We start from the raw sequence: 21,962 nt of genomic DNA, 5'->3' as shown, positions 1-21,962 counted from the left end.
TCAATCGTCTTGATCGGTGACATGATCACGGTCACCCGGCGACGAGTGCTGCCGGCTGTCAGGCTCCGGCGGCGCCGGTTTCCCGGCGTAGCGCGAGCACGGCGATGTCATCGTCGGGCCGGGCGGGAGCGAGCCGGGCCATGACGGCGTTGCAAACCGTGTCCGGCGCCGCCGCTTCGACGACGTCGATCAAAGCCTTGAGGCCGACGTCGATGATTTCCGTACGGCGTTCGACCAGGCCGTCGGTGTAAACCAGCAGCAGCGCGCCGGGCGGCAGATCGACGTCGGTGGCGCGGCGGTCATTGTGCCGGTGCCCGACGCCCAGCGGCGCGTCGACCGGCATGTCGACCAATGTGGTGGGCCGGCCGGGAACGGCCAGAACGGGCGGCAGATGCCCGGCCGAGCAGAGCCGGATCGCGCGGCGGTCGGGGGCGATCATGGCGTACAGGGCGGTGGTGAGACTGCCGGCCTCGAAGTGCTGGACCTTACGGTCGAGCAGAGCCAGGACCTCGGCCGGATCGTCGGTGATCAAGGCGTACGCGCGCAACGCGCTACGGACCCGGCCCATCACGACGGCGGAGGCCAGTCCGTGCCCGGACACGTCGCCGATGACCAGGCCGAGCCAGCCCGACGGCAGGGTGAACACGTCGTACCAGTCGCCGCCGACGCCGAGCTCGTGGCCGGGGATGTAGCGGGCGGCGAAACTCAACCCGGCCGGGGACGGCAATCGGGCCGGCAGCAGGCTGCGTTGCAGCGCCAGTGCGGCGGCCTGCTCGACATCACGCGTGCATCCGGACACCGCGGCGGACCTCTCCCTCGAGGCTCATGCCGTCATCGTAGTGCTGGACGAGCCGATAGCCGCCCAACAAACTTGGCGGTCAGCTGTGCCCAGACAATTTTGCCCCGCGGTGTGGGCAAGCCAGGCCCGGGGCTCGCCGGCGCAGCGCCACTGCAGCGGTGAGGCGCCGGCGAGAAGCGGAGACGTCAGCGCCGGCTCTCGGGACCGTCGAACTCGATCTGCTCCTTGCGGACCTCGCCGCTCACGGTCTCCTCGTCGCGGACAGTCTCCTTACCGAGCCGCACCCGCTCGACCGGAACCGTCTCGGTGTCGACCACCGGCCGCTCCGCGCGCAGGGTCACCTCGTGCTCGGATTCGGTGATGTCCGCGCCCGCGTACGCGTCGCCCCGGTTGGCGTCGGTGATCGGCTCGCGCTCCAGCCGGACCTCCTCGTGCGCCACCGGCACCCGGACCTGCTGCTGCTCGGTGACGACGTATTTGCGCAGCCGCGCCTTGCCGGCCTGCTCGGTACGGGTGTCAGCGACCAGGCGCTCCTCCGACCGCGTCATGGCGCCGTCATCCGCCCTCGAGCGGCTCTGGTCTCCGGCGTCGCTCCGCTCGGTCCGGTCGGTCCGGTCGGTCCGGTCGGTCCGGTCGGTGCCTTGCGTGGCGCCGGGCTGGTAGCTGTCGCTGCCGGACTGCGTACCGGTGGACTGCACCCCGTAGTAGGTGTAGAGCTCGTTCTCCTCGGAGTAGCTCAGAGCACCGTCCGGTTCGATCCGCGGGGCGCCCTTGACCGTCGCCTTGTCGTAGGCGACGGTGATCCGGTCGTCGGACAGCGTGGCCCGCTGCAGAGGGATGAAGGTCTCCTTGGTGCCGAACAGGCCGGTGCGCACCGCCACCCATTCCGGGTCACCGGTGTCGGTGTCCAGATAGATCTGACCGACCGAGCCGATCTTGTCGCCGTCGGGGTCGTACACGTCGGCGTCGTCGAGCCGGGTGAGATCGTTCTGCGTGATCACAACATGTCCTTTCCGAGGGATTGACACAGGCGCGAAAAACTGAGAATCCGACAGTGCGGGGGCGATGGAAATCATCGCGATCGACAGTGTCGCGGCGCCTTGACTCTCGGAGAGGTGCCCGGCTGTTTACGCGATAAACAGCGGGCCGAAGATTTTCCCTCCCGGCCCGCCTGGCTTCATTTTCCTTCGGTCAACCGGGGCGGCCGACGGCGGCGCGGCAGCAGGAGGGCGACCCGGTCGAGCAGAGCCTCGAGGGCTTCCTCGAAATCCTGCGCGGCGGCGTCGACCGACAGGTGCGGCTCGAGGCGTTGCAGGATCGGGTAGCCGGCGAGGTCCTCCATCGGCATGACGTCGGGCTCCTCGACCGGGCCGGTCTCCACACCCCGCCCGGAGACCTCCAGCAGCAGGTAGCCGAGCAGGAAGCTGCTGAACGCCCGGTACACCGCGGCGGCGTTCTCGTCGGAGAAACCGGCCTCGGTCATGACTTCGAGCAGTGACTCGATCCAGCGCAGACTGCGCAACGGCGGCCGCACCCACGGCGCCGCGGGCGGACGGGTCGCCACCAGCGGAAACACCTCGGGGTGGGCGAGCGCGATGCGGCGCAGACCGTGCGCCAGCCGTTGCAGGTAGTCCACCCAGCCGGCGTGGGCCTCCAGATGCACGTCCGGATCGCCGAACAACTCGTCGACGACCGACTCCACGACCCCGTCGAGCAACGCTTCGCGCCCGGGCACGTGCCGGTAGAGCGCCATTCCCTCGACGCCGAGGTAGGCGCCGAGGCGCTGCATCGTCAGCATCCGCAAACCGTGCTCGTCGATGAACCGCACGGCGGCATCGATGATGCGCCGCTGGTCCAGGGCGCTGCGCCCGGATCCTGAGCTGCCGCCGGTGAACGGCACGGCCGCAGACGGCTCGGGCTCGGTCACGATGCGCCTCTCCACCCCGTCGGCTGCGGCATACCGTCCCAGTCTGCCAGAGCTTGCCCAGCCGGCGCGGGGTGGCGCTGCAGGCCTGCCATCAGCGCACGATCCGGCCGGCCTGACACCTCCCGAACCGGGCGACATGAATCATTCTCAGATCGCTGTTTAGGACATAAACAAATCGTCCGGCAATGTGGTCTTGCCGGCGCCGCGAGAAATGTCGTCGGACGGGGATTAGCGAATCGACTGGGTGGGGACTCATGCCAGCGTCGACGGCCCCGGCCCGAGACGACTGTGAGTGACTATCAACCGGCGAGCGCTCGGCTTGCCACTGAGCACGAGCGCCGCGCCCGGAGGACATCCGCCATGAGCCCTGACCGCAGCTCCGCCCGCGACGACGTCGACCTCGACGCCGTCGCCACCACGAAGACCGGAGACGACAAACCGAACGACCTGTCCGCCGTACCGCCCGACGCCGGCCCCAGCAGTCCGGGCAAGCTCGGCGGCAAAGGGCTGTTCGCCGCGCTCAAGCGCACCTTCAAGCAATTCTCGCAGGACAACGTGTCGGACTGGGCGGCCGCGCTGACCTACTACGGCGTCCTCTCCATCTTCCCCGGTGTGCTCGTGCTCGTCTCCGTGCTGGGCATGCTGAGCAGCAACGGCCAGCAGACGGTTCAGGACGCGGTCGAGCAGGTCGCCCCCAACGAACAGTTGCAGAACCTGGTCGAAACGGTGCTCGGACAGGTCAAGGATCCGGGGACCGCCGGGTTCGCCGCCATCATCGGTATCGTCGTCGCGTTCTGGTCCGCGTCCGGCTACATCGCGGCGTTCATGCGTGCGTCGAACGCCATCTACGACGTGCCCGAAGGCCGTCCGATCTGGAAGACCCTGCCCATCCGGGTCGGCGTCACCGCGGTCGTCGGCCTGATGCTGGTCGTCTCGGTGGCCATCGTCATCTTCACCGGTGACCTCGCCAAGGTGGTCGGCGACCAGATCGGACTCGGCTCGGCCGCCGTCACCGCCTGGAACATCGCCAAGTGGCCGGTCCTGATCCTCCTGGTCAGCCTCATGTTCGCGATCCTCTACTGGGCGTCGCCGAACGCCCGGACCGGCGGGTTCCGATGGGTCAGCCCCGGCGGCATCTTCGCCGTGCTGCTCTGGGTGCTGGCCTCGGTCGCGTTCGCGATCTACCTGGCCAACTTCGCCAACTACAACAAGACGTACGGCACCCTCGGCGGTGTCATCGCCTTCCTCGTCTGGATGTGGATCACCAACATCGCCGTCCTGCTCGGCGCCGAGCTCGACGCGGAACTCGAACGCGGCCGTGCCATCGCCGCCGGCCAGGACCCGACCGATGAGCCCTTCCTCCAGCTCCGCGACGACCGCAAGGTCAAGAAGGGCAGCGAGCAGGGCCTCGGCGGCTCCGCCTGAGCGCACAGGTACGACGCCATCCCGGGAGACATGCCATGAAGTTGATGGTGAAGAAGTTCAGCAACGGGCAGCTCCAGTTCCTCCTGCTCGCCCCCAATGGCCAGGTCATCGCCACCAACGCGTCCCGAACCCGGCGCCGGCGGCCATCGCGTCCGTTCCGAGCGCACGACCCGTCACCTCCGAGAAGGAGTGAGCACCATGTCGCAAGAGTCTTTCCGTGAGTCGCCACCGTCGGCGACATCCACCTCCGATCTGGTGAGTCAGGCCGCCGCCCAGGTGTCGACACTGGTTCGCGACGAGTTGGCGCTGGCGAAGCTGGAGCTGGCCGAGAAGGGCAAACGGGCCGGTCTGGGCGGTGGCCTGTTCGGCGGCGCCGCGGTCCTCGCGCTGTACGGGCTGGGCCTGCTTCTGGTCCTCGCCGTCGTCCTGCTCGACCTCGTCTGGCCGCTGTGGCTGGCTGTCCTGGTCGTGATGGTCGTCGTGTTCGCCGCCGCCGGTGTCGCCGCGCTGCTGGGGAAGAAGAAGCTCAAGGCGGCGACACCACCGATGCCCAGTGACGCCATCGCCAGCACCCAGGCCGATGTGCGAACCGTCAAGCACGCCGTACGGGAAGGACGCTCGTCATGACCGACTCCGACACCCCCGCCGACGCGCAGCAGCTGCGCGCCGAGATCGAACAGACCCGGGCCGAGCTCGGCGAGACGGTGCAGGAACTCGCGGCCAAGACCGACGTCAAGGCACGCGCCAAGCACGCCGCCGACGACACCGCGGCACGGGTCCGGCAGAAGCTGAGCGACGTCAGGAAGCAGGCCGGGCAGGCGACCGGCGCGGTGGCCGAGCGCGCTTCGACCGCCAGGCACCAGCTGGCCGAATCGGACCTTCCCGCCCCCATACGCCGGCCACTGCCGCTGGCCGCCATCGGCGCCGCAGTCGCCGCCGTGTTCGTCGTCATCTTCGTCGTGGCCCGCCGGAGGAAAGCATGAGCGGCAAAGCAGCCAAGATCGCGTACAAGCCCGTCGGGTTGCTGCTCGGCGCGGGCGCCGGTCTCATCTCCGGTCTGATCTTCAAGCAGGTCTGGAAGGTCGCCGGTCACGACGACGACGCGCCGAACGCCACCGACGAGGACCGCGGCTGGACGGAGATCCTGCTCGCGGCCGCGATCCAGGGCGCGATCTTCGCGGCCGTGAAGGCGACGGTCGACCGGGCCGGCGCGGCCGGTATTCGCAAAGCCACCGGCCAATGGCCGGCCTGAGTCATCTCAGCAACGCCGCAATGTGAGGAGAACACCATGAGGGTCATCAAGCTGGCCGCCGGGCTGGCAGTCGGGTACGTGCTGGGCAGCCGCGCCGGCCGAGAGAAATACGAGCAGATCGTCGCGACGGCCCGCAAGGCTCAGGACCATCCCGCCGTGACGCAGGTGCAGCAGAAGGCCAAGGCGGCGCTCGGCACCAGGACCGAGACGCTTCCCGCCCCCAGCGAACCGGCGCCCATCGACGCCAACGCGGCTGAGGAGTCCACGACCCCGGTTCCCCGGCCGCCGCGCCGCCAGCCCCGAACCGCACCCGCGACACCGGCCGTGACCGTGGATCCGCTGGCGTAGCACGCTTGCTCCGCGTTGAGGCCGAGGCGACGTTGTCGCTTCGGCCTCAACGTCCTTTGCCCTCAGCGGTCGATCGAAGCCGTGTTGGCCTCGTCGACGCTGCGGTTCATCTCCGCCGTGGTGGCGGTCTGTTCCTCCACCGCCGACGCGATGGTGGTCTGGAACTCGCTGATCCGTTCGATGACGATCGAGATCTCCTCGATCGCGGCGACGGCTCCGCTGGTGTCGGCCTGGATCGCCTCCACCCGCCGCGAGATGTCCTCGGTGGCCCGGGCGGTCTCCTGAGCCAGATCCTTGACCTCACTGGCGACCACCGCGAAGCCCTTGCCCATCTCACCGGCCCGCGCCGCCTCGATCGTCGCGTTCAACGCCAGCAGGTTGGTCTGCTCGGCGATCGACGTGATCACCTTGATGACGTTGCCGATCTCGGCTGAGGACTCACCGAGTTTGTTCATCGTGGACGACGTCGCCGCGGTGACCGCTACCGCCTCCGAGGCGACCCGCGCGGCCGATCAGCGCCGAGGTTCCCGTCATCTGCTCCGTAGCTCCCGCGAGCGAGGCGGCGGACCCTTCGATGGTGGCGACGGTGGCACGCAGCCGGGTCATCGCGGCGTCCAGCGAGCGTGCCATCCGGCCGGGTTCGTCGCGGGTGTCGGGGCCGGTGTTGCGGGTGAGGTCGCCATCGGCGAGCCCGTCGCACACGTAGGTGGCAGATGCGTTGGTGATTGCCGGATTCCGATCAGTACACGAAGCGCGACACCGCCGCCTGCAGCTCGCTGGACATGCGGGACAGCTCCGCCGCGGACCGCTGCGCGTCCCCCACGGACTCGGCCGTGGTGCGGGCGTTCTCAGCCACGCTGGTGATGCCCTGGTTGATCTGGCCGGTCGCGCTCGCCGCCTCGCCCACGTTGCGGTTCATCTCGGCGGTGGTGGCGCTCTGCTCCTCGACCGCCGACGCGATCGTGGTCGTGTAGTCGCTGATGTGGCCGATGATCTCGCTGATCTCGCCGATGGCCGCTACGGCCTGATTGCTGTCGCCCTGGATCGCCTCGACCCGGCGGGCGATGTTCTCGGTCGCCTGGGCGGTCTCCTGCGCGAGGTCCTTGACCTCGCCGGCGACGACGGCGAAACCCTTCCCCGTCTCGCCTGCCCGGGCCGCCTCGATCGTGGCGTTGAGGGCCAGCAGGTTGGTCTGCTCCGCGATCGCCGTGATGACCCGGATGACGTCGCCGATCTCGCGGCTGGACTCGCCGAGCGTGGCGATGGTCTGATTGGCCGACGCGGTGATCCCGACCGCCTTGCCGACCACCTCGGCCGCGTTGTTGGCGCTGCGCGCGATCTCCGCGATCGCCGAGCCCATCTCCTCCGAGCCGGCGGCCACGGTGGTGACGCTCTGCGAGACCTCCTGCGACGCCTGCGAGACGACCCGCGCCTGCTGCGAGGCCGTCGCCGCGCCCTCGCTGATCTGGTTGGCGATGACCGACGTCTGCTCGGCGGCCGCGGACAGGCTGGTCGCCGCGGCGCCGACCGAGGCGACGACATCGCGGGTCTGCTGCTGCGCGATCGCGAGCATCTCGGCCATCTGGCCGACCTCGTCGCGGCCGCGCACGTCCACCTTCGCGGTCAGGTCGCCGTCGGCCATCGCGGTCAGCGAGGCTTTCACCTTGTCGAGCCGCCGGACGATGACGCGGGAGACGTACATGCCGAGCAGCATCGCGGCCAGCACCCCGGCGATCAGCACGATGATCTGTGTCCGCCGCGCGGCCGCCGCCGAATCCCGGCTGTCCGCGGCCCGCTGCGCCGCCTGGGCGAGCTGGGCTTCGTTCTCGGCCTCGACTGCCTCGGCGGCCACGGTCATCTGCGGGAGGAACGTCTCGCGGTAGGCCGTGGCGAACGCGGCGATGTTGCGCTTGGCGGCCAGCGGGATGAGGGTGTTGCGGGCTGTGGCGGTCAGGTCCTCGTACGCCTGCTCGAAACTGTCCACGGTCGCCGGGTCGACGGCGCCGGGCCGGTACTCCTTCAGCGCGGTCTGGACCAGCTCGTCACGTTCGGCGATCTGGTCGCCGAGCTTCTTGCTGGTCGCCGGCGAGGCCACGCCGTACTCGAGATAGCGGGCCCGGATCGCCTGCAGGTGCCGCGACATGGCGGCCAGCGAGGTCAGCGGTGCGACGTTGTCGCTGTAGAGCGCCTCATTCTTGCTGCTCAGATCGGAGATCGCGACGAGTCCGACGATGCCCACCAGGACCGCGGCGAGTGCGGCGGTCGCGATGCCGATCTGAATCTTCGTGTTGACCCGCAGGTTGGCGAACCAGCCGCCCCCGGCCGCCGTGCTCCCGCCGTCACCCATGTGGCACTCCTTGCCGAAAAGGTCTCCCTTCTTCCCGGTCGGTCGGTAATGACCAGAACTGAGCCGCTAAACGATTCCGCTCGGCACGGCGCCGACGGCCACGGCGCCGCCGAGCCCGCCACTCAGTCGAGGCCGGTGCGGCCCTGGGCCCAATAGGCCTTGCCCTTGACCACGCGGGGCTTTCGCTCCCACCCCCGGCTGTCTCGCCGAACCGCGTGCACCGTCGCCGCATCGCCGGTCACGATGAGGGTGTACGGCGTCCGCACCGCACCCTGGCGAGCCTGGGTGAGCAGATCGGTACGGTCAGCCGACTTCGCGGTCACCGCGATCCGGCCCGCGATTCCCACCTGGGCCAGCACGTCGGTGAGTCCACCGGGATCGCGCGCCTCGAAGACATACGAGACGTTGCCGGCGACGGTGCGCAAGGCGCAGGCGAGCGCGACGCTGGACTCGTCCCCGATGAAGAGCACCGAACCGGTGACCCCGCTCAGGTCGATCGAGCGGCGCGGCCCGAAGACCTGACACGTCTGGCCCTCCGTCGCGCCGTCGAACCAGTGCGCCGCCGGACCGGTCCCGTGCGTGTAAGCGAGGAGCTCCGTCACGCCCCGGTGAAGTTCCCGGGCCGGACCCACCGTCGTCGCTCCGGTTCCGGTCGTTGAGCTCTCGTGCGGCCGACTGCTGGGCCAGCACATACTCACGGAGCTCGTGGCTTTCTCGGGCCCGAACAACGGTCGGCGGGTGCCCGAGTGTGCGCCGTCGGCGCCGATCACGACGTCGAATCGCGCCGGTGCGGCGTCCTCGAGCTCCACGTCGATCCCGTGCTCGTCCTGCCGCAGGTCCGTGATCCAGTCCCCGAAGAGGAACCGCACGCCCGCCCCGTATGCCTGGTGGAGGACGTCGACCAGGTCGTCGCGCAGGACCTCCAAGTCTTCGGAGTCCAGACGGCCACCGGTCAGCGTGCGCTCCGTGGTGCGGTAGATCTCCGCCCCGGAATCGTCCACCATAGACATGCCGCGCAGCCGGGTGGTCCGGGTGCGGAACTCGTCCAGGACGCCCATTCGTCGCGCCACTTCGAGCGCCGGGCCGCGGACATCCAACGCCTGCCCGCCCGGGCGCAAGCCGGCGGATCGCTCGATCACAGTGACCGCGGAACCGTAACGATCGAGCCAATAGGCCGCGGTCAGTCCGGCCACGCTCGCGCCGGACACCAGGATCCGGCTCTTCCTGTTCGCCATGCCTCTTGCTTCTTCCACTGGACGGAGCGGCCGGCGTCACCGGTCGCTGCTCTCCACCACGACGTCGGACTGGCCCGATCCGGTGCTACGGTTCGATCGGAGATCTTTTGACGCCATCGACGCTAGAGCGGCCGCTGCGCGCTTGGAGGCCAACCCATGCCCCGGAACGGCCAAGGTCGTGTCGGAGGGCCTGAGATGAGCATCCCGGCGCCGTCGCCCATCCTGAGCATCGACCGCGGTGAGTCCGCGGCGCATGACGGCCTCAGGCCCCATTCGCACCCCGAACCGAAACTGTTCTGGACGTGGACGGCAACGGTCCTCGTGACAGCCGCGGACCGCGACTGGCTCGTACCGCCCGGATACGGTGTCTGGGTACCCGGCGGCGTCGAGCACGGCGGAGCGGTTCTGCGGGCCGGCGAGGGATTCGCGATCACCTTCGATCCGGCCACCTGCCCGATCGTCTGGTCGCGGCCGACCGGCGTCTCCGGCGGACCGCTGCTGCGAGAGCTGATCGCGCATCTCCACCGGAGCGACGGACCCCGCGGACGCCCGCGAACTCACCGCCTGGGCCGACTACACACATACGGGCCTGCGGACCCTGACCCGCCTCTTCCGGAACGAGACCGGTCTCAGCTTCACCCGCTGGCGCGCCCAGGTCCGGATACACGCCGCCATCCCGATGCTGAGCGCGGGAGCGACCGTCGAATCGGTGGCCCGGCGCGTCGGGTACCAGAAGACGAGCGCCTTCATCGCGGCCTTCCGGCGCGTCACCGGCCGGACACCCGGCGCCTACCGGTGAGAACTTCTTGTTTGAGAATTTCTTAGCTGATACTTTCGGCGCCAGGGCCGACAGCCGGTTCAAGTTCGGGAGATCTCCATGACGGCGCACGACACAGACGATCGAGGCCCGAGGCCGTCGCTCGATTCCGAGCTGACCTGGCTACTGCACCGAGCAGCTCAGCACATGCACAACGTAACCGGCGAGCAGGCCGAGAAGCACGGACTCACCCTGCGCGAATACATCGTGCTGAGCGCCCTCGACAAGACCCCCGGCCTCACGCAGGGGGAACTCGGCAAGTCCCTGAGCCTGGACAAGTCCACGCTGATGAGCCAGCTCGACCGGCTCGAGCACAGAGGCCTGGTGGTCCGCCACAACGCCCCGCACGATCGTCGCATCCGCATCCCGGTCATCACCGAAAGCGGCGAAGCCGTCCGGGCCAAGGTCGCCGAGACCAGCGCCGCTGCCGAGGCGTCCGTACTCGACGGGTTCAGTCAGGACCACATCGCGTCTCTCCGCCACATGCTGTTCGCCATCATCGGTGACAGCGAAGACCGGGGTTCCTGCCTGTGACAGCCCGCAGAAGCCCCGATCGGGTGCCACCGCGGTGATCTCAGCCGCCATCCCCAGTCCCACCACGTCCGTATGGCACCTGGGCCCCGTACCGATCCGGGCGTACCCCCTGTGCATCCTCGCCGGCATCGTCGTGGCGGCGCTGATCATGGAAGGGCGGCTGCGCGCACGCGGCGTCGCGAGGGGCATCGGGCTGCCGCTGAGCTTCGTCGCGGACGCCCTCGCCCCCGGCCTTTGCCTGCGAGGCGCTGTGGAACCTGGGTGTCGCCTTACTGGTGTGGCGGCTCGACCGCCGACACACCTTCGGCCGCGGACGCGCTTTCGCGCTCTTCGTGATGGGCTACGCCGCCGGTCGGCTCTGGATAGAGACGCTCCGTATCGACGAGGCGAACACCATCTTCGGGGTTCGCGTCAACGTCTTCACGGCGGCCCTGGCGTTACTGCTCGCCGCAACATACTTCCTGGCGGTACGAGGTCCCCGCGCATCGGTGGTCGCCGTCCGGACGGACGGCGAGCAGGCAACCCTCCGATACGAGGTCGTCGGGAACGTGAGGGCCCCATCGGCAACCCGGATGACTGCGGACGAGCCGAAGGCGGAAGCGCTCGATGAGTGAAGCGTGCGCCGCGCGGTCTAGCCGGCCGAGCGGCGGACGGCTTCCATCGCCAGCGAGGTGCAGGGCTGCCCGAGATAGGCGGTGAGCAGAACCATCAGCTCGGTGAGGGCCTGCTCGTCCAGACCGGCGCGGCGGACCAGCGTCAGGTAGGTGGACAGGCGCACGTCGGTCACGTTCTGGGCGACGAGCGCGGTGATGACGGCGATGCTGCGGTCGCGGTCGGTCAAGTTCTGACCCTGCCAGCCGGGACCCCCGGCGGCCTCGAACGCCTCCCGGGTGTACACGGCGCCGGCATGCTCGTTCATGATGCGTTCGGCCTCGGCGGGAACCACTCCGAAATTGCGGGCGTAGACCTCACGGCCGGCAGCGGCCCGGGCGCTCATCTCGTACACGGGAAGGGTTGGCATGATCTCTTTCCTGTCGCGCGAGTGGTGGATGACGACTCAGACCGGCTGGCCCGCCGGCCGTGCCGACAGCAGAGGGATCCCCCGGTACGAGTCGAGGTCGTGGGCGGGCACGATCTGCATCAAACCGTCGAGGGCGATCATGCGCAGCAGACCTTGCCGGAGTTGTTCGGGATCGCTGTCGGCCAATCTGCGCAACAGCCAGGGGCGTTCGGCGCGACGGCGGAGACCGTCGATCTGCCAGGTGAGGTCGCCGATGAAGGCATACCTCGGACCGGCGGGCAGGGCGACGAAGACGACGACCGAGCCGGTGGTGTGGCCACCGGCCAGGGCGATGACCACGGAGCCGTCGCCGTACACGTCATGGCTCGACGCGAAGCCCAGGTAGGGCCGGTCGTCGAACCCGTACTCGTGGATCTCGTGACCCTGCGACACGCTGCGGTAGACCTTGCCGTCGGGATCCCTGGCCGCGTACTCGCGTTCGCCGGCGTTCATCCAGATCGGAGTGCCGCGCAGCCCGTCGAGGCCGCTGACATGGTCCCAGTGCGAGTGGGTCGGCAGCACACCGAGCAACCGGCGGCGGTCGTAGCCGACGGCGTCGAGCTGACTGCTGACCGTCGGACCCGCTTCGTAAGGGGCACGCACGAACCGGGGCAGCATCGCGATGTGCGCGGCGACGTCGGCGCCGAATCCGGCGTCGATCAGCAGATCGCCCTTCGGGTGCCGCACCAGCACCGCCGACGACGCGAAGTGCCGCTTGTCGCCGAACGACCCGCCCTTGAAGGCCAGGGCCGCACGAGTCACGTACGTACCGGTCGGCAGGTGGTAGATGGCCAGCTCCGCCGGCGGAGAGGCCACGGGGAGCGGCTGTGGCCACGGGGCGGGATCAAGGAGAGGTGGCATACAGCAAACCGTACGACCAGAGATCTTCTCGGTCAAGAAGTTCTCGTCTGAGATGAACTCTCCCAGTCTTGTGAACCTTCACAATTTGCCACTTCCGGTACGGCCTTGATCGACCCGACTTTGCATCACGGGCAAATAGGTCCGCCGAGTGGTCGCTGAAAAATTGTTATGGAGCCACCCCGTGCCTCACGGCCGAGATCCGGGCCGTTCGACGGCGACGCCCGGCATCGACAGCCGTCATTGACCACGCGCGATAGTTAACGCTAACTTCACGACCACGAAACCACCGAGAGTTGCGTTCACAGAGGAGCCCCGGTGTCCGTACCGTCATCCCTATCAGCGCCCGTACGGAGGTTGACCGCGATCGTGGCGGCCGCTCTGACCGGCGTCGCCACGGCATCCGCCGTCGTCGTGGCCGGCCCTGCTTTCGCCGCCGCAGCCGTGCTCTACGCCGCCCCGTCCGGAACCGGCACGAGTTGCACCGCCGCCGCGCCCTGTTCGCTGGCTGCGGCGCAGAGCGCAGTGCGGTCGCTGAACAGCTCGATGTCCGGCGACGTCGTCGTCCAGCTGGCCGACGGGGTCTACCGGCAGTCGTCGCCGTTGCGGATGACCGCCGCCGACTCCGGTTTCAACGGCTACCGTGTGGTGTGGCAGGCGGCGCCGTCGGCCCGTCCCGTGATCACCGGCGCCCGTCCGGTCACCGGATGGTCGCAGGTCGACGCCGGCCGCAACATCTGGCGCGCCAACGTGGGCGCCGGCATCGACAGCCGGCAGCTCTACGTCAACGGCGCCGTCGCGACCAGGGCCCGCACGCAGGTCAATCGGGCCGACTTCACCGCGGACAGCACCGGCCTGAGGTTCACCAACGGCGCGCTCAGCTACCTGAACAATCTGACCAACCAGAGCCGCGTACAGATGGAGAGCGTCAATTCCTTCACCGACCGGTACGTGTCGGTGCAGCGCATCAGCGGCAACCAGATCACGATGCAACAGCCCGGATGGAGCAACAACAACTTCGGGTACGACACGTTCACCCAGCCGCACCGGGCCGGGCCGCTCTATCTGAGCAACGCCTACGAGTTCCTGGACAGCCCGGGCGAGTGGTACCTCGATCCCGGAACCGGCGCGTTGTCGTACATCCCGCTCGCCGGGCAGAACATGGCCAACGTCAGCGTGGAACTGCCGGCGCTGCAGTCGCTGGTCCAGGTCGGCGGCACCTACGACGCGCCCGCGCACCACCTCACGTTCAGCGGAATCACCTTCACCGGCACCAGCTGGCTCGGACCGAGCAGCAGTCAGGGCTACGCGGATCAGCAGACCGGCGCCTACATCTACGGCAACTGGAGCTGGCCGGCCTTCAGCTCCTGCCACAACGGGTGCCCGCAGTTCGAGGCCACCCGCCCGAACTGGCTCCAGTCCCCCGCCGCCGTACAGGTCTCGGCGGCCAACAACGTCACGTTCACCGACTCGCAGTTCGTGAACCTCGGGCAGACCGCGATCGGCATCGGCAACGACGTCAGCGCGCACGGCAGCGGGGTCGGGCTGGGCACGAGCAACATCACGGTCACCCGGTCGGAGATCGCCCGGAACGTCGCGGGCGGCATCGTGGTCGGCGGTGTCCGGGCCGACGCGCACCACCCGAGCGACGCGCGCATGAGGAACCGGGACATCACGATCAGCAACAACCGCCTGCACGACCTCGGGACGGATCATCGCGGCATCGTGTCGGTGCTCGCGACCTACGTCACGAACGCCGTCATCTCACACAACGAGGCCTACAACCTGCCGTACACCGGCATGTCCATCGGTTACGGCTGGGGCTCGAACGACGCCGGTGGCAGCAACCACTACGCCGACCGCGGGCTGTACAACTACCAGCCGCGCTACAGCACGGCGACCACCGCGTCCGGCAACCAGCTCGTCGGCAACTACGTGCACGACGTCATGCAGCAGATGAACGACGGCGGGTGCATCTACACGCTGTCGGCCAACCCGGGCGCGGTGATCAGCGACAACTACTGCCTGCGGACCAACGGCTATTTCGGGATCTATTTCGACGAGGGCTCGCGGTACTACACCGCCCGCAACAACGTCTTCTCGTCCACCGGCACGTGGGCCACCGCCAACTACTGGTTCGCCGAGAACATGGGCAACTTCACGGTGACGAACAACTGGTCGACCAACAACAGCACGAACGTCACGAACGGCGATCGAGGCAACGTCGTGTCCGGGAACGTGACGGTGACGAACGGCAACTGGCCCGCGGGCGCACAGGCCGTGATGTCAGCCGCCGGACCGCAGTCCGGCGGCACCGAGCAGACGGTGCAGATCGTCGGCACCCAGTCCGGCCGGTGCGTCGAGGCCGCCGGCGCCACGAACGGAGTCCAGACGCAGCTCTCCGACTGCGGATCCGGCACCGGCCAGCGCTGGACGTCCACCTCCGGCAAACAGCTGAGGGTGTACGGCAACAAGTGCCTCGACGCGTCCGGCCAGGGCACCGCGAACGGCACCGCGGTCATCATCTGGGACTGCAGCGGCCAGGCCAACCAGCAGTGGAACGTCAACGCCAACGGCACCATCACCGGCGTCCAGTCCGGGCTGTGCCTCGACGCTCCCGGCAACGCGACCGCGGCCGGCACCAAGCTCAACCTCTGGGCCTGCAACGGCGGCGCCAACCAGCAGTGGACCTCCCGTAGCGGGCTCCGGTGACAACCGGCATGACGGCACATTCGTACCGCCGGACCGGGCTCCTCGCCGCGGCCGCCCTCCTGATCGCCGGGCTCGGGGTGAGCGTCACCCACGTCGCGTCGGCGACCGCACAGCGCCGTGGTGAACCTCATCGAGGGCGCCCTCTGCGTCGACACGACCCAGCTGTTCTCGCTCGGCTTCAGCTACGGCGGGGGTATGAGTTACGCGATCGCCTGTGCGCGGGCGACCGTCTTCCGCGCGGTCGCGGTCTGTTCCGGCGGCCAGCTCAGCGGGTGCAGCGGTGGCACCCAGCCGATCGCGTACATCGGGCTGCACGGGCTGCGCGACCCGGTGCTGAACATCGCGGCGGGACGGTCGCTGCGGGACCGGTTCGTCAGGAACAACGGCTGCACGGCCCAGAACCCGCCCGAGCCCGCACCGGGCAGCCTCACCCACGTCGTCACCTACATGGGTGTACTGGCAGGGCATCCCACGGCAACCAGGCTCGTCGTACCGTCGATGACATGGACAACCGAGCCGAGGTACGCGAGTTCCTCACCACGCGCCGCGCGAAGATCAGCCCCGAGCAGGCCGGTCTGCCCTCCTCCGGGCAGCGTCGCGTACCCGGCTTGCGCCGCAGCGAGGTCGCGGCCCTGGCCGGGATGAGCGTGGAGTACTACGCCAAGCTCGAACGCGGCACTCTGGCCGGGGTCTCCCCCGGTGTCCTCGACGCGATCGCCCGTACGCTGCGGCTCGACGACGCCGAACGCGCCCACCTGATGCGCCTGGCTCACGAGGCCGACGGCAGCAACGCCGTCCTGCGCCCGCACCGCCGGCCCAAGCAGGGGCAGATCCGGCCCAGCCTGCAATGGTCGCTGGACACCATCACCACCGGCCCGGCCATCGTCGCCAACAACCGCCAGGACCTGCTCGCCGCCAACCACCTCGGCCGCGCCATGTACAGCGACGCCTACGCCGACCCGACCCGGCCGCCCAACTTCGCCCGTTTCACGTTCCTCGACAGCGCGGCCCGCCGCTTCTACCCGAACTTCGACCTCGCCGCCGACATGACCGTCGCGAACCTGCGCACCGCGGCCGGCAAGGACCCCCACGACAAGGGCCTGCACGACCTGGTCGGTGAGCTCTCCACCCGCAGCGACGACTTCCGCCGCCGTTGGGGCGCTCACAACGTGCGCATTCACGGCACCGGCGTCAAGACCTTCCACCACCACGCCGTCGGCGACCTCGAGCTCGCGTACGAAAGCATGGACCTGCGCGCCGACCCCGATCTCACCATGACCCTGTACGCCGCGCAGCCCAACTCCCCCACCGAGGACGCCCTGCGCCTGCTCGCCTCCTGGGCCGTCACGCACCAGCTCGATCCCGCCGATGAGCGGCTCATCCCCCGGTGATCTCGCAACGATCCATCGCCCCGGCCCAGTGGATCGCGCTGATGCAACACCGAACGTTCTAGTCGCTAGAATGGTCGTATGACGTCCAGCGAAGTTCAGGCCCGGCCCTCCGAAGCGCGGACCCGGCTGCTCAACACGGCGACCAGGATCTTCTATGCCGAGGGCATCCACGCGGTGGGCGTCGACCGGATCATCGCCGAGGCCAAGGTGACCCGGGCCACGTTCTACCGCCACTTCCCCGGCAAGGAAACCCTGGTTGTCTCCTATCTGCACAGCGTGCACGAGATGGACCGCAGCGGGGTCGAGGCGATCCTGGCCGCCAACCCCTCGGCGGCCGACGCGCTGCTCGCCATCGCCGGCTCCATCGCCGAGCAGATCCAGTCTCCCGGGTTCCGCGGGTGCGCCTTCCTCAACGCCGCCGCGGAGTTCCCGGACGCCGAGCACCCCGTGCGTAAGGAGATCGCGGCTCACCGGCAGTGGTTCGCGAACACCCTGACCACCCTGATGGCCCAGGTCGCGGAGGACACATCGGACGCCGCCGCACGCCACTTCATCATGCTGCGCGACGGCGCCATGGCGGCCGGCTGCCTCTTCGACCCGGCGCTGGTGACCGAGACCTTCCTGCGCGGCATCGAAGGGCTGGTCCGCATCCACGGCCAGCGCCGCCAGGCCGGCTCGTGACGGGTTCTCCCCCGGCGGCGAAGATGAAGAGGAACGGACGTCGGCGCTCGGGCCCCCCGACCCGAGTGCCCACGACACCCACTATTCGATGTCCGAGAACAGCCCGGTGATGGTGACCTGCGCACCCTGCAGGCCGCCGAAGACGGCGCCGGCCACGGGCGTGGCGACCGCGGCGGAGGCGTCCTCGTAGCTGTCGAAGTACAGGTCGAGCGTCCGGTAAGCGGGCGTCGCCGTGCCGTCCTCCTTGGGCCACACCTTGGCCGACTCGGCCCGCTGCAACTTGGGAAACGTCTTGGCGGCCGCCAGCACTTCGGAGTAGACCTTCTCGAACTCGTCGGAATTCGCGGGGTTGCCGATAACCAAAGTGATCTTGGTGGGCATGACGCACTCCTCTCTCCTGTTGGTAGAACGTTCGTTCTTCCTCCTCAACAGTAGAGGCCGGCACCTATCGCGTCAAGACCGAACGTTCTATGCTTGCTATCGGCTCAGCCGACCCTGCCTCCACCGGACGAGATCCCCACGAGCCCCGTCGTATGAGCCGAGCGGGACGTCACGCGCCCCGCTGACCGCCGAGCGATGGGACTTTCCGGTGTTGAGACAACAGAAGTTCGGCGTCGAGCCGTGGGCGATCCGGGAGACCGGGCTGAACCTCGACGACCTGGGCCCTGCCGAATCGGTTTTTGCGCTGGCCAACGGCCACATCGGGCTGCGCGGAAACCTCGACGAGGGCGAGCCCTTCGGGCTGCCGGGCACGTACCTCAACTCGTTCTTCGAATACCGCCCCTTGCCGTACGCCGAGGGTGGCTACGGCTATCCCGAAACCGGCCAGGCCGTCGTCAACGTCACCAACGGCAAGGTGTTGCGGCTCATGGTCGACGACGAGCCGCTCGACATCCGGTACGGCGATCTCCGCTCGCACGAACGGGTGCTGGACTTCCGCAGCGGCACCCTGACCCGGGAGTTCGAGTGGGTCTCACCGGCCGGCAAGGCCGTACGCGTCCGGTCGGAACGTCTCGTCTCCCTGGCCCAGCGAGCCGTCGCGGCGATCCGCTACACCGTCAGCGCCGTCGACCAGCCGGTCCTGGTGGTCGTGCAGTCCGAACTCGTGGCGAACGAGGAACAGCCTTCCGCGGTCAACGATCCGCGCGTGGAGGCCGCGCTGCACGAGCCGCTGAGGCCCGCCGGGCATTTCCTGGACGACTCGGGGGTGACTCTGCTGCACCGCGTGGAGCGGTCCGGGCTGCGGATGGCCGCGACCATGGCCCACGACATCGACGCCCCGGACGGCTTCCAGGTGCACTCGTCGGCGCACGAGAACCTCGGCCGGACCACGGTCACCTGCCGGCTGCTGCCCGGCCGGCACCTGCGCATCGTCAAGCACCTCGCGTACGGCTGGTCGTCGCAACGTTCGCTGCCCGCCCTCAACGACCAGGTCCGCGCCGCCCGCTCGGTCGCGCGCTACTACGGCTTCGAGGGACTGCTGGACGAGCAGCGCCGCTACCTCACCGACTACTGGTCCAGCGCGGACGTCGAGATCGAGGGCGACCCGCAGTTGCAGCAGGCGGTCCGGTTCGCGCTGTTCCACGTGCTGCAGGCCGGGGCGCGGGCGGAGCGGCGCGCGATCGGGGCCAAGGGTCTCACCGGCCCGGGGTACGACGGGCACACCTTCTGGGACACCGAGACGTTCGTGCTGCCGATGCTCAGCCACACCGCGCCGGACGCCGCCGCCGACGCCCTGCGCTGGCGGCAGGCGATCCTGCCCGAAGCACGCGCGCGAGCCACGCAGCTCGGGCTGTCCGGCGCCGCGTTCCCCTGGCGAACCGTCCGCGGCACGGAGTGCTCCGGTTACTGGCCGGCCGGCACCGCTGCCTTCCACATCAACGCGGACATCGCCGACGCGGTGATCCGGCACGTGCAGACCACGGGTGACGCCGATTTCGAACGGACGACCGGGTTGGAGTTGCTGGTCGAGACGGCACGGCTGTGGATGTCGATCGGCCAGCACGCGCCCGCCGGCGGTTTCCGCATCGACGGTGTCACCGGCCCCGACGAGTACAGCGCCGTGGCCGACAACAACCTCTACACCAACCTGATGGCCCAGCGGAACCTCAGCGGTGCGGTCGCCGCCTGCGAGCGGCATCCCGGCGGCGCCGGCGAGCTCGGCGTCGACGCCGACGAGCTGGCCGCGTGGCGCGACGCGGCCGAGGCGATGGTGATCCCGTTCGACGACAAGCTCGGGGTGCACGCCCAGTCCGAGGGCTTCACCAGCCACGCGCCGTGGGACTTCGCCGGCACCCCCGCCGACCGGTATCCGTTGATGCTGCACTTCCCGTACTTCGACATCTACCGCAAGCAGGTCGTCAAGCAGGCCGACCTGGTGCTGGCCATGCAGCTGTGCCCCGAGGCGTTCACGCCCGAGCAGAAGGCACGGAACTTCGCCTACTACGAGCAGATCACCGTACGGGACTCCTCGCTTTCCGCAGCCACGCAGGCGGTCATCGCAGCCGAGACCGGCCACCTCGATCTGGCGTACGACTACCTGTCCGAGACCGCCCTGCTCGACCTGGGCAACCTGGCCGGGAACACGGAACACGGCCTGCACATCGCCGCGCTGGCCGGCGCCTGGAGCGGGGTGGTCGCCGGCTTCGGCGGCCTGCGTCCCCTGTCGACCGGCCTGGCCCTGTCTCCCCGGTTGCCGCAGGCGCTGACCCGGATCGCTTTCCGGTTGCGCTGGCGGGGCCGCTGCCTGCTGGTGGAGATCACCCACGAACAGGCGGTCTACCGTCTGCTGTACGGCGACGACCTCGAGCTGCGGCACCACGGCGAGCCGGTCACCGTGCCCCGCGACGGCTCGGCCACCCGCCCGATCCCCGCACCCGAGGCAGTCGAGCCGGTCCACCAGCCCGCCGGCCGCGAGCCATTGGCCCGCCGCATCCGAAGTGGACAGCCCGGGGCCGGACTCGTCTGACACCATCCCTTGGCCGACGGGTAGCGGCGGTCCGCTCGCAGGGGTGTGAGCGGACCGCCGCCTCCCTTCGCCGCGCCGCAGGCGGTGTTCGGGCGCGAAGGGGCTACCGTGCGGCTCGAGCCCTGGCCTGATGCGGGCGTCCCACCGCGAAGGCGCAGGTACGGGGAATCAGCGGCCGTACGCTTCGAGCAGGCGCAACCAGATCTCGCTGACGGTGGGGAAGGCCGGCACGGCGTGCCACAGCCGATCGATCGGGACCTCACCGACGATCGCGATGGTGGCGGCATGGATCAGCTCGGCCACGTCGGGGCCGACCAGGGTGAAGCCGACGATCACCCGGCGGTCCTCGTCGACGACCATCCGGGCGTGTCCCCGGTAGCCCTCGGCGTGCAGGGCGGATCCGGAGATCGCGGCCAGGTTGTAGTCGATGACCCGGGTACGCAGCCCGGCCGCCCCGGCCGCCGCGGCCGTCAGACCGACCGAGGCGACCTCGGGGTCGGTGAACACGACCTGGGGCACAGCCCGCTCGTCCGCCGTCGCGACGTGCCGGCCCCACGGCGCGTCCTCGACCGGTTCGCCCTTGGCCCGGGCCACGATGACGTCACCGACCGCGCGGGCCTGGTACTTGCCCTGATGAGTCACCAACGCGCGACGGTTGACATCACCGGCGGCATACAGCCATCCGCCGCCGACCGGTGCCCCGCTCTCGTCGATCACGCGCAGTGTGTCGTCGACGGTCAGCCAGCCACCTGCCTTCAAACCGACCGCGTCCAGCCCGATGTCCTGAGTGTTCGGCGTCCGGCCGATGGCGACCAGAAGCTCATCGGCGTCCAGCTGCTCGCCGTCGGTGAGCGTGATGCGCACCGTGCCATCGGCGTTCCGCTCCACCGAAGCGGCCTCGGCGCCGACACGCACCGACGCCCCCGCCTCCTCCAGCGACTTCACCACGTGCTCGCCGGCGAACGGCTCCGCCAGGTGCAGCACACCGTGCAGGGCCAGCATCGTCACGGCCGATCCGAGGCTGGAATAGGCGGTGGCCATCTCGGTGGCCACGACTCCGCCGCCGATGATCACCAGTCGGGCCGGGACCGATTCCGCGGCGGCGGCCTCACGGCTGGTCCACGGCTTGGACTCCCGCAGACCGGCGATGTCGGGCAGCAGCGCGCCGCTGCCGGTCGCCACGACGACCGCGTGCCGGGCGGTCAACGAGACGACCGCACCGTCGGCGCCGGTCACCTCCACGGTTCGCTCGCCGCTGATCCGCCCCTGGCCGCGCACCAGCGTGATGCCGGCCGAGTCCAGCCAGGACACCTGGCCGTCGTCCTTCCAGTGCGAGGCGAACGAGTCCCGCCGGGCCAGCACCGCCGCCGCGTCCAGGCTGCCGGTCACCGCCTCACGGGCGCCGGCCACCTGCCGGGCCGCCCGCAGGGCGCTTCCGCTGCGCAGCAGGGCTTTGGTCGGCATGCAGGCCCAGTAGGAGCACTCCCCGCCGACCAGTTCGCGTTCCACGATCGCAGCGCTCAATCCGCCCTGCACAATGTGATCGGCGACGTTCTCGCCGACCGGTCCGGCGCCGATGATGACCACGTCGTACGTGTTGTTCTGCAT

20 protein-coding genes and 3 pseudogenes are annotated in these 21,962 nt (G+C 69.3%); 13 read left to right on the top strand and 10 right to left on the bottom strand.

Annotated elements, in window-relative coordinates; genetic code table 11:
• Positions 1 to 58: 58 nt before the first annotated feature.
• The 3 genes from KXC43_RS27510 to KXC43_RS27500 form a co-directional block, all read right to left on the bottom strand.
• Positions 59 to 799 carry a PP2C family protein-serine/threonine phosphatase gene (locus tag KXC43_RS27510; protein ID WP_221379052.1) on the bottom strand — a complete coding sequence of 247 codons (741 nt, stop codon included), beginning with the start codon at positions 797 to 799 and terminating at the stop codon, positions 59 to 61.
• Between the two features lie 185 nt (positions 800 to 984).
• On the bottom strand, positions 985 to 1,800 hold the full coding sequence (locus KXC43_RS27505) for a PRC and DUF2382 domain-containing protein (protein ID WP_221379051.1): 816 nt from the start codon (positions 1,798 to 1,800) through the stop codon (positions 985 to 987).
• Positions 1,801 to 1,976: 176 nt separating this feature from the next.
• Positions 1,977 to 2,726, bottom strand: a complete 750-nt coding sequence (locus KXC43_RS27500) for a TetR/AcrR family transcriptional regulator C-terminal domain-containing protein (protein WP_308129280.1) — start codon at positions 2,724 to 2,726, stop codon at positions 1,977 to 1,979.
• 360 nt (positions 2,727 to 3,086) lie between these two features.
• Here KXC43_RS27500 and KXC43_RS27495 point away from each other — a divergent pair, with 360 nt between their 5' ends.
• The 5 genes from KXC43_RS27495 (at position 3,087) to KXC43_RS27475 (ending at position 5,751) form a co-directional block, all read left to right on the top strand.
• Complete coding sequence (locus KXC43_RS27495; RefSeq protein WP_221379050.1) at positions 3,087 to 4,151, top strand: YihY/virulence factor BrkB family protein; 1,065 nt, start codon at positions 3,087 to 3,089, stop codon at positions 4,149 to 4,151.
• Between the two features lie 198 nt (positions 4,152 to 4,349).
• On the top strand, positions 4,350 to 4,778 hold the full coding sequence (locus KXC43_RS27490; protein ID WP_221379049.1) for a phage holin family protein: 429 nt from the start codon (positions 4,350 to 4,352) through the stop codon (positions 4,776 to 4,778).
• Complete coding sequence (locus KXC43_RS27485) at positions 4,775 to 5,134, top strand: DUF3618 domain-containing protein (protein WP_221379048.1); 360 nt, start codon at positions 4,775 to 4,777, stop codon at positions 5,132 to 5,134. Before KXC43_RS27490 ends, KXC43_RS27485 begins: the two co-directional genes overlap by 4 nt.
• Entirely contained in the window at positions 5,131 to 5,403 is a 273-nt protein-coding gene (locus KXC43_RS27480) for a DUF4235 domain-containing protein (RefSeq protein ID WP_221379047.1), read from the top strand. Before KXC43_RS27485 ends, KXC43_RS27480 begins: the two co-directional genes overlap by 4 nt.
• Before the next feature lie 36 nt (positions 5,404 to 5,439).
• Complete coding sequence (locus tag KXC43_RS27475) at positions 5,440 to 5,751, top strand: hypothetical protein (protein WP_221379046.1); 312 nt, start codon at positions 5,440 to 5,442, stop codon at positions 5,749 to 5,751.
• Positions 5,752 to 5,822: 71 nt separating this feature from the next.
• Here the strand turns inward: KXC43_RS27475 and KXC43_RS27470 are convergent.
• The 3 genes and pseudogenes from KXC43_RS27470 to KXC43_RS27455 all read right to left on the bottom strand — a co-directional run.
• Positions 5,823 to 6,453 (bottom strand): annotated as a pseudogene (locus KXC43_RS27470) (methyl-accepting chemotaxis protein); the annotation flags it as partial.
• A 37-nt stretch (positions 6,454 to 6,490) separates the two neighbouring features.
• Complete coding sequence (locus KXC43_RS27460; protein ID WP_221379044.1) at positions 6,491 to 8,098, bottom strand: methyl-accepting chemotaxis protein; 1,608 nt, start codon at positions 8,096 to 8,098, stop codon at positions 6,491 to 6,493.
• Between the two features lie 122 nt (positions 8,099 to 8,220).
• Positions 8,221 to 9,333, bottom strand: coding sequence for an FAD-dependent monooxygenase (locus KXC43_RS27455; protein WP_221379043.1), 1,113 nt, complete (start codon positions 9,331 to 9,333; stop codon positions 8,221 to 8,223).
• 517 nt (positions 9,334 to 9,850) lie between these two features.
• Between KXC43_RS27455 and KXC43_RS27450 the strand changes: the two genes are divergently transcribed.
• The 3 genes and pseudogenes from KXC43_RS27450 to KXC43_RS27440 form a co-directional block, all read left to right on the top strand.
• Positions 9,851 to 10,132 carry a helix-turn-helix domain-containing protein gene (locus KXC43_RS27450; protein ID WP_221379281.1) on the top strand — a complete coding sequence of 94 codons (282 nt, stop codon included), beginning with the start codon at positions 9,851 to 9,853 and terminating at the stop codon, positions 10,130 to 10,132.
• A gap of 165 nt (positions 10,133 to 10,297) precedes the next feature.
• A complete protein-coding gene (locus tag KXC43_RS27445) occupies positions 10,298 to 10,684 on the top strand; it encodes a MarR family winged helix-turn-helix transcriptional regulator (protein WP_221379042.1) in 387 nt (128 codons plus the stop codon).
• 34 nt (positions 10,685 to 10,718) lie between these two features.
• Positions 10,719 to 11,184: pseudogene (locus tag KXC43_RS27440) on the top strand (prolipoprotein diacylglyceryl transferase family protein); the annotation flags it as partial.
• A 131-nt stretch (positions 11,185 to 11,315) separates the two neighbouring features.
• Here KXC43_RS27440 and KXC43_RS27435 read toward each other — a convergent pair.
• Entirely contained in the window at positions 11,316 to 11,705 is a 390-nt protein-coding gene (locus KXC43_RS27435; RefSeq protein ID WP_221379041.1) for a carboxymuconolactone decarboxylase family protein, read from the bottom strand.
• Between the two features lie 36 nt (positions 11,706 to 11,741).
• The gene (locus tag KXC43_RS27430; RefSeq protein ID WP_308129279.1) at positions 11,742 to 12,560 is read right to left on the bottom strand and encodes an MBL fold metallo-hydrolase; all 819 of its coding nucleotides are present in this window, start codon (positions 12,558 to 12,560) and stop codon (positions 11,742 to 11,744) included.
• A gap of 399 nt (positions 12,561 to 12,959) precedes the next feature.
• Between KXC43_RS27430 and KXC43_RS27425 the strand changes: the two genes are divergently transcribed.
• The 4 genes and pseudogenes from KXC43_RS27425 (at position 12,960) to KXC43_RS27410 (ending at position 17,386) form a co-directional block, all read left to right on the top strand.
• A complete protein-coding gene (locus KXC43_RS27425) occupies positions 12,960 to 15,314 on the top strand; it encodes an RICIN domain-containing protein (protein WP_255644916.1) in 2,355 nt (784 codons plus the stop codon).
• A gap of 129 nt (positions 15,315 to 15,443) precedes the next feature.
• Positions 15,444 to 15,785: pseudogene (locus tag KXC43_RS51325) on the top strand (alpha/beta hydrolase family protein); the annotation flags it as partial.
• A gap of 32 nt (positions 15,786 to 15,817) precedes the next feature.
• Entirely contained in the window at positions 15,818 to 16,705 is an 888-nt protein-coding gene (locus KXC43_RS27415) for a helix-turn-helix transcriptional regulator (protein ID WP_221379037.1), read from the top strand.
• Positions 16,706 to 16,783: 78 nt separating this feature from the next.
• Positions 16,784 to 17,386, top strand: coding sequence for a TetR/AcrR family transcriptional regulator (locus KXC43_RS27410; protein ID WP_221379036.1), 603 nt, complete (start codon positions 16,784 to 16,786; stop codon positions 17,384 to 17,386).
• Positions 17,387 to 17,467: 81 nt separating this feature from the next.
• Here KXC43_RS27410 and KXC43_RS27405 read toward each other — a convergent pair whose 3' ends face one another.
• Positions 17,468 to 17,767, bottom strand: a complete 300-nt coding sequence (locus KXC43_RS27405; protein WP_221379035.1) for an EthD domain-containing protein — start codon at positions 17,765 to 17,767, stop codon at positions 17,468 to 17,470.
• 208 nt (positions 17,768 to 17,975) lie between these two features.
• On the opposite strand from KXC43_RS27405, the gene KXC43_RS27400 reads away from it, so the two are divergent.
• A complete protein-coding gene (locus KXC43_RS27400) occupies positions 17,976 to 20,354 on the top strand; it encodes a glycoside hydrolase family 65 protein (protein ID WP_221379034.1) in 2,379 nt (792 codons plus the stop codon).
• A 168-nt stretch (positions 20,355 to 20,522) separates the two neighbouring features.
• On the opposite strand, the gene KXC43_RS27395 is transcribed toward KXC43_RS27400, so the two are convergent.
• On the bottom strand, positions 20,523 to 21,962 hold the full coding sequence (locus KXC43_RS27395; protein ID WP_221379033.1) for a dihydrolipoyl dehydrogenase family protein: 1,440 nt from the start codon (positions 21,960 to 21,962) through the stop codon (positions 20,523 to 20,525).

Origin of the sequence: Paractinoplanes polyasparticus (assembly GCF_019710575.1) — a bacterium.
GTDB classification, from domain to species: domain Bacteria; phylum Actinomycetota; class Actinomycetes; order Mycobacteriales; family Micromonosporaceae; genus Actinoplanes; species Actinoplanes polyasparticus.
The sequence above is the reverse complement of the archived record's forward strand: the minus strand, read 5'-3'. Positions and strand labels throughout refer to the sequence as shown.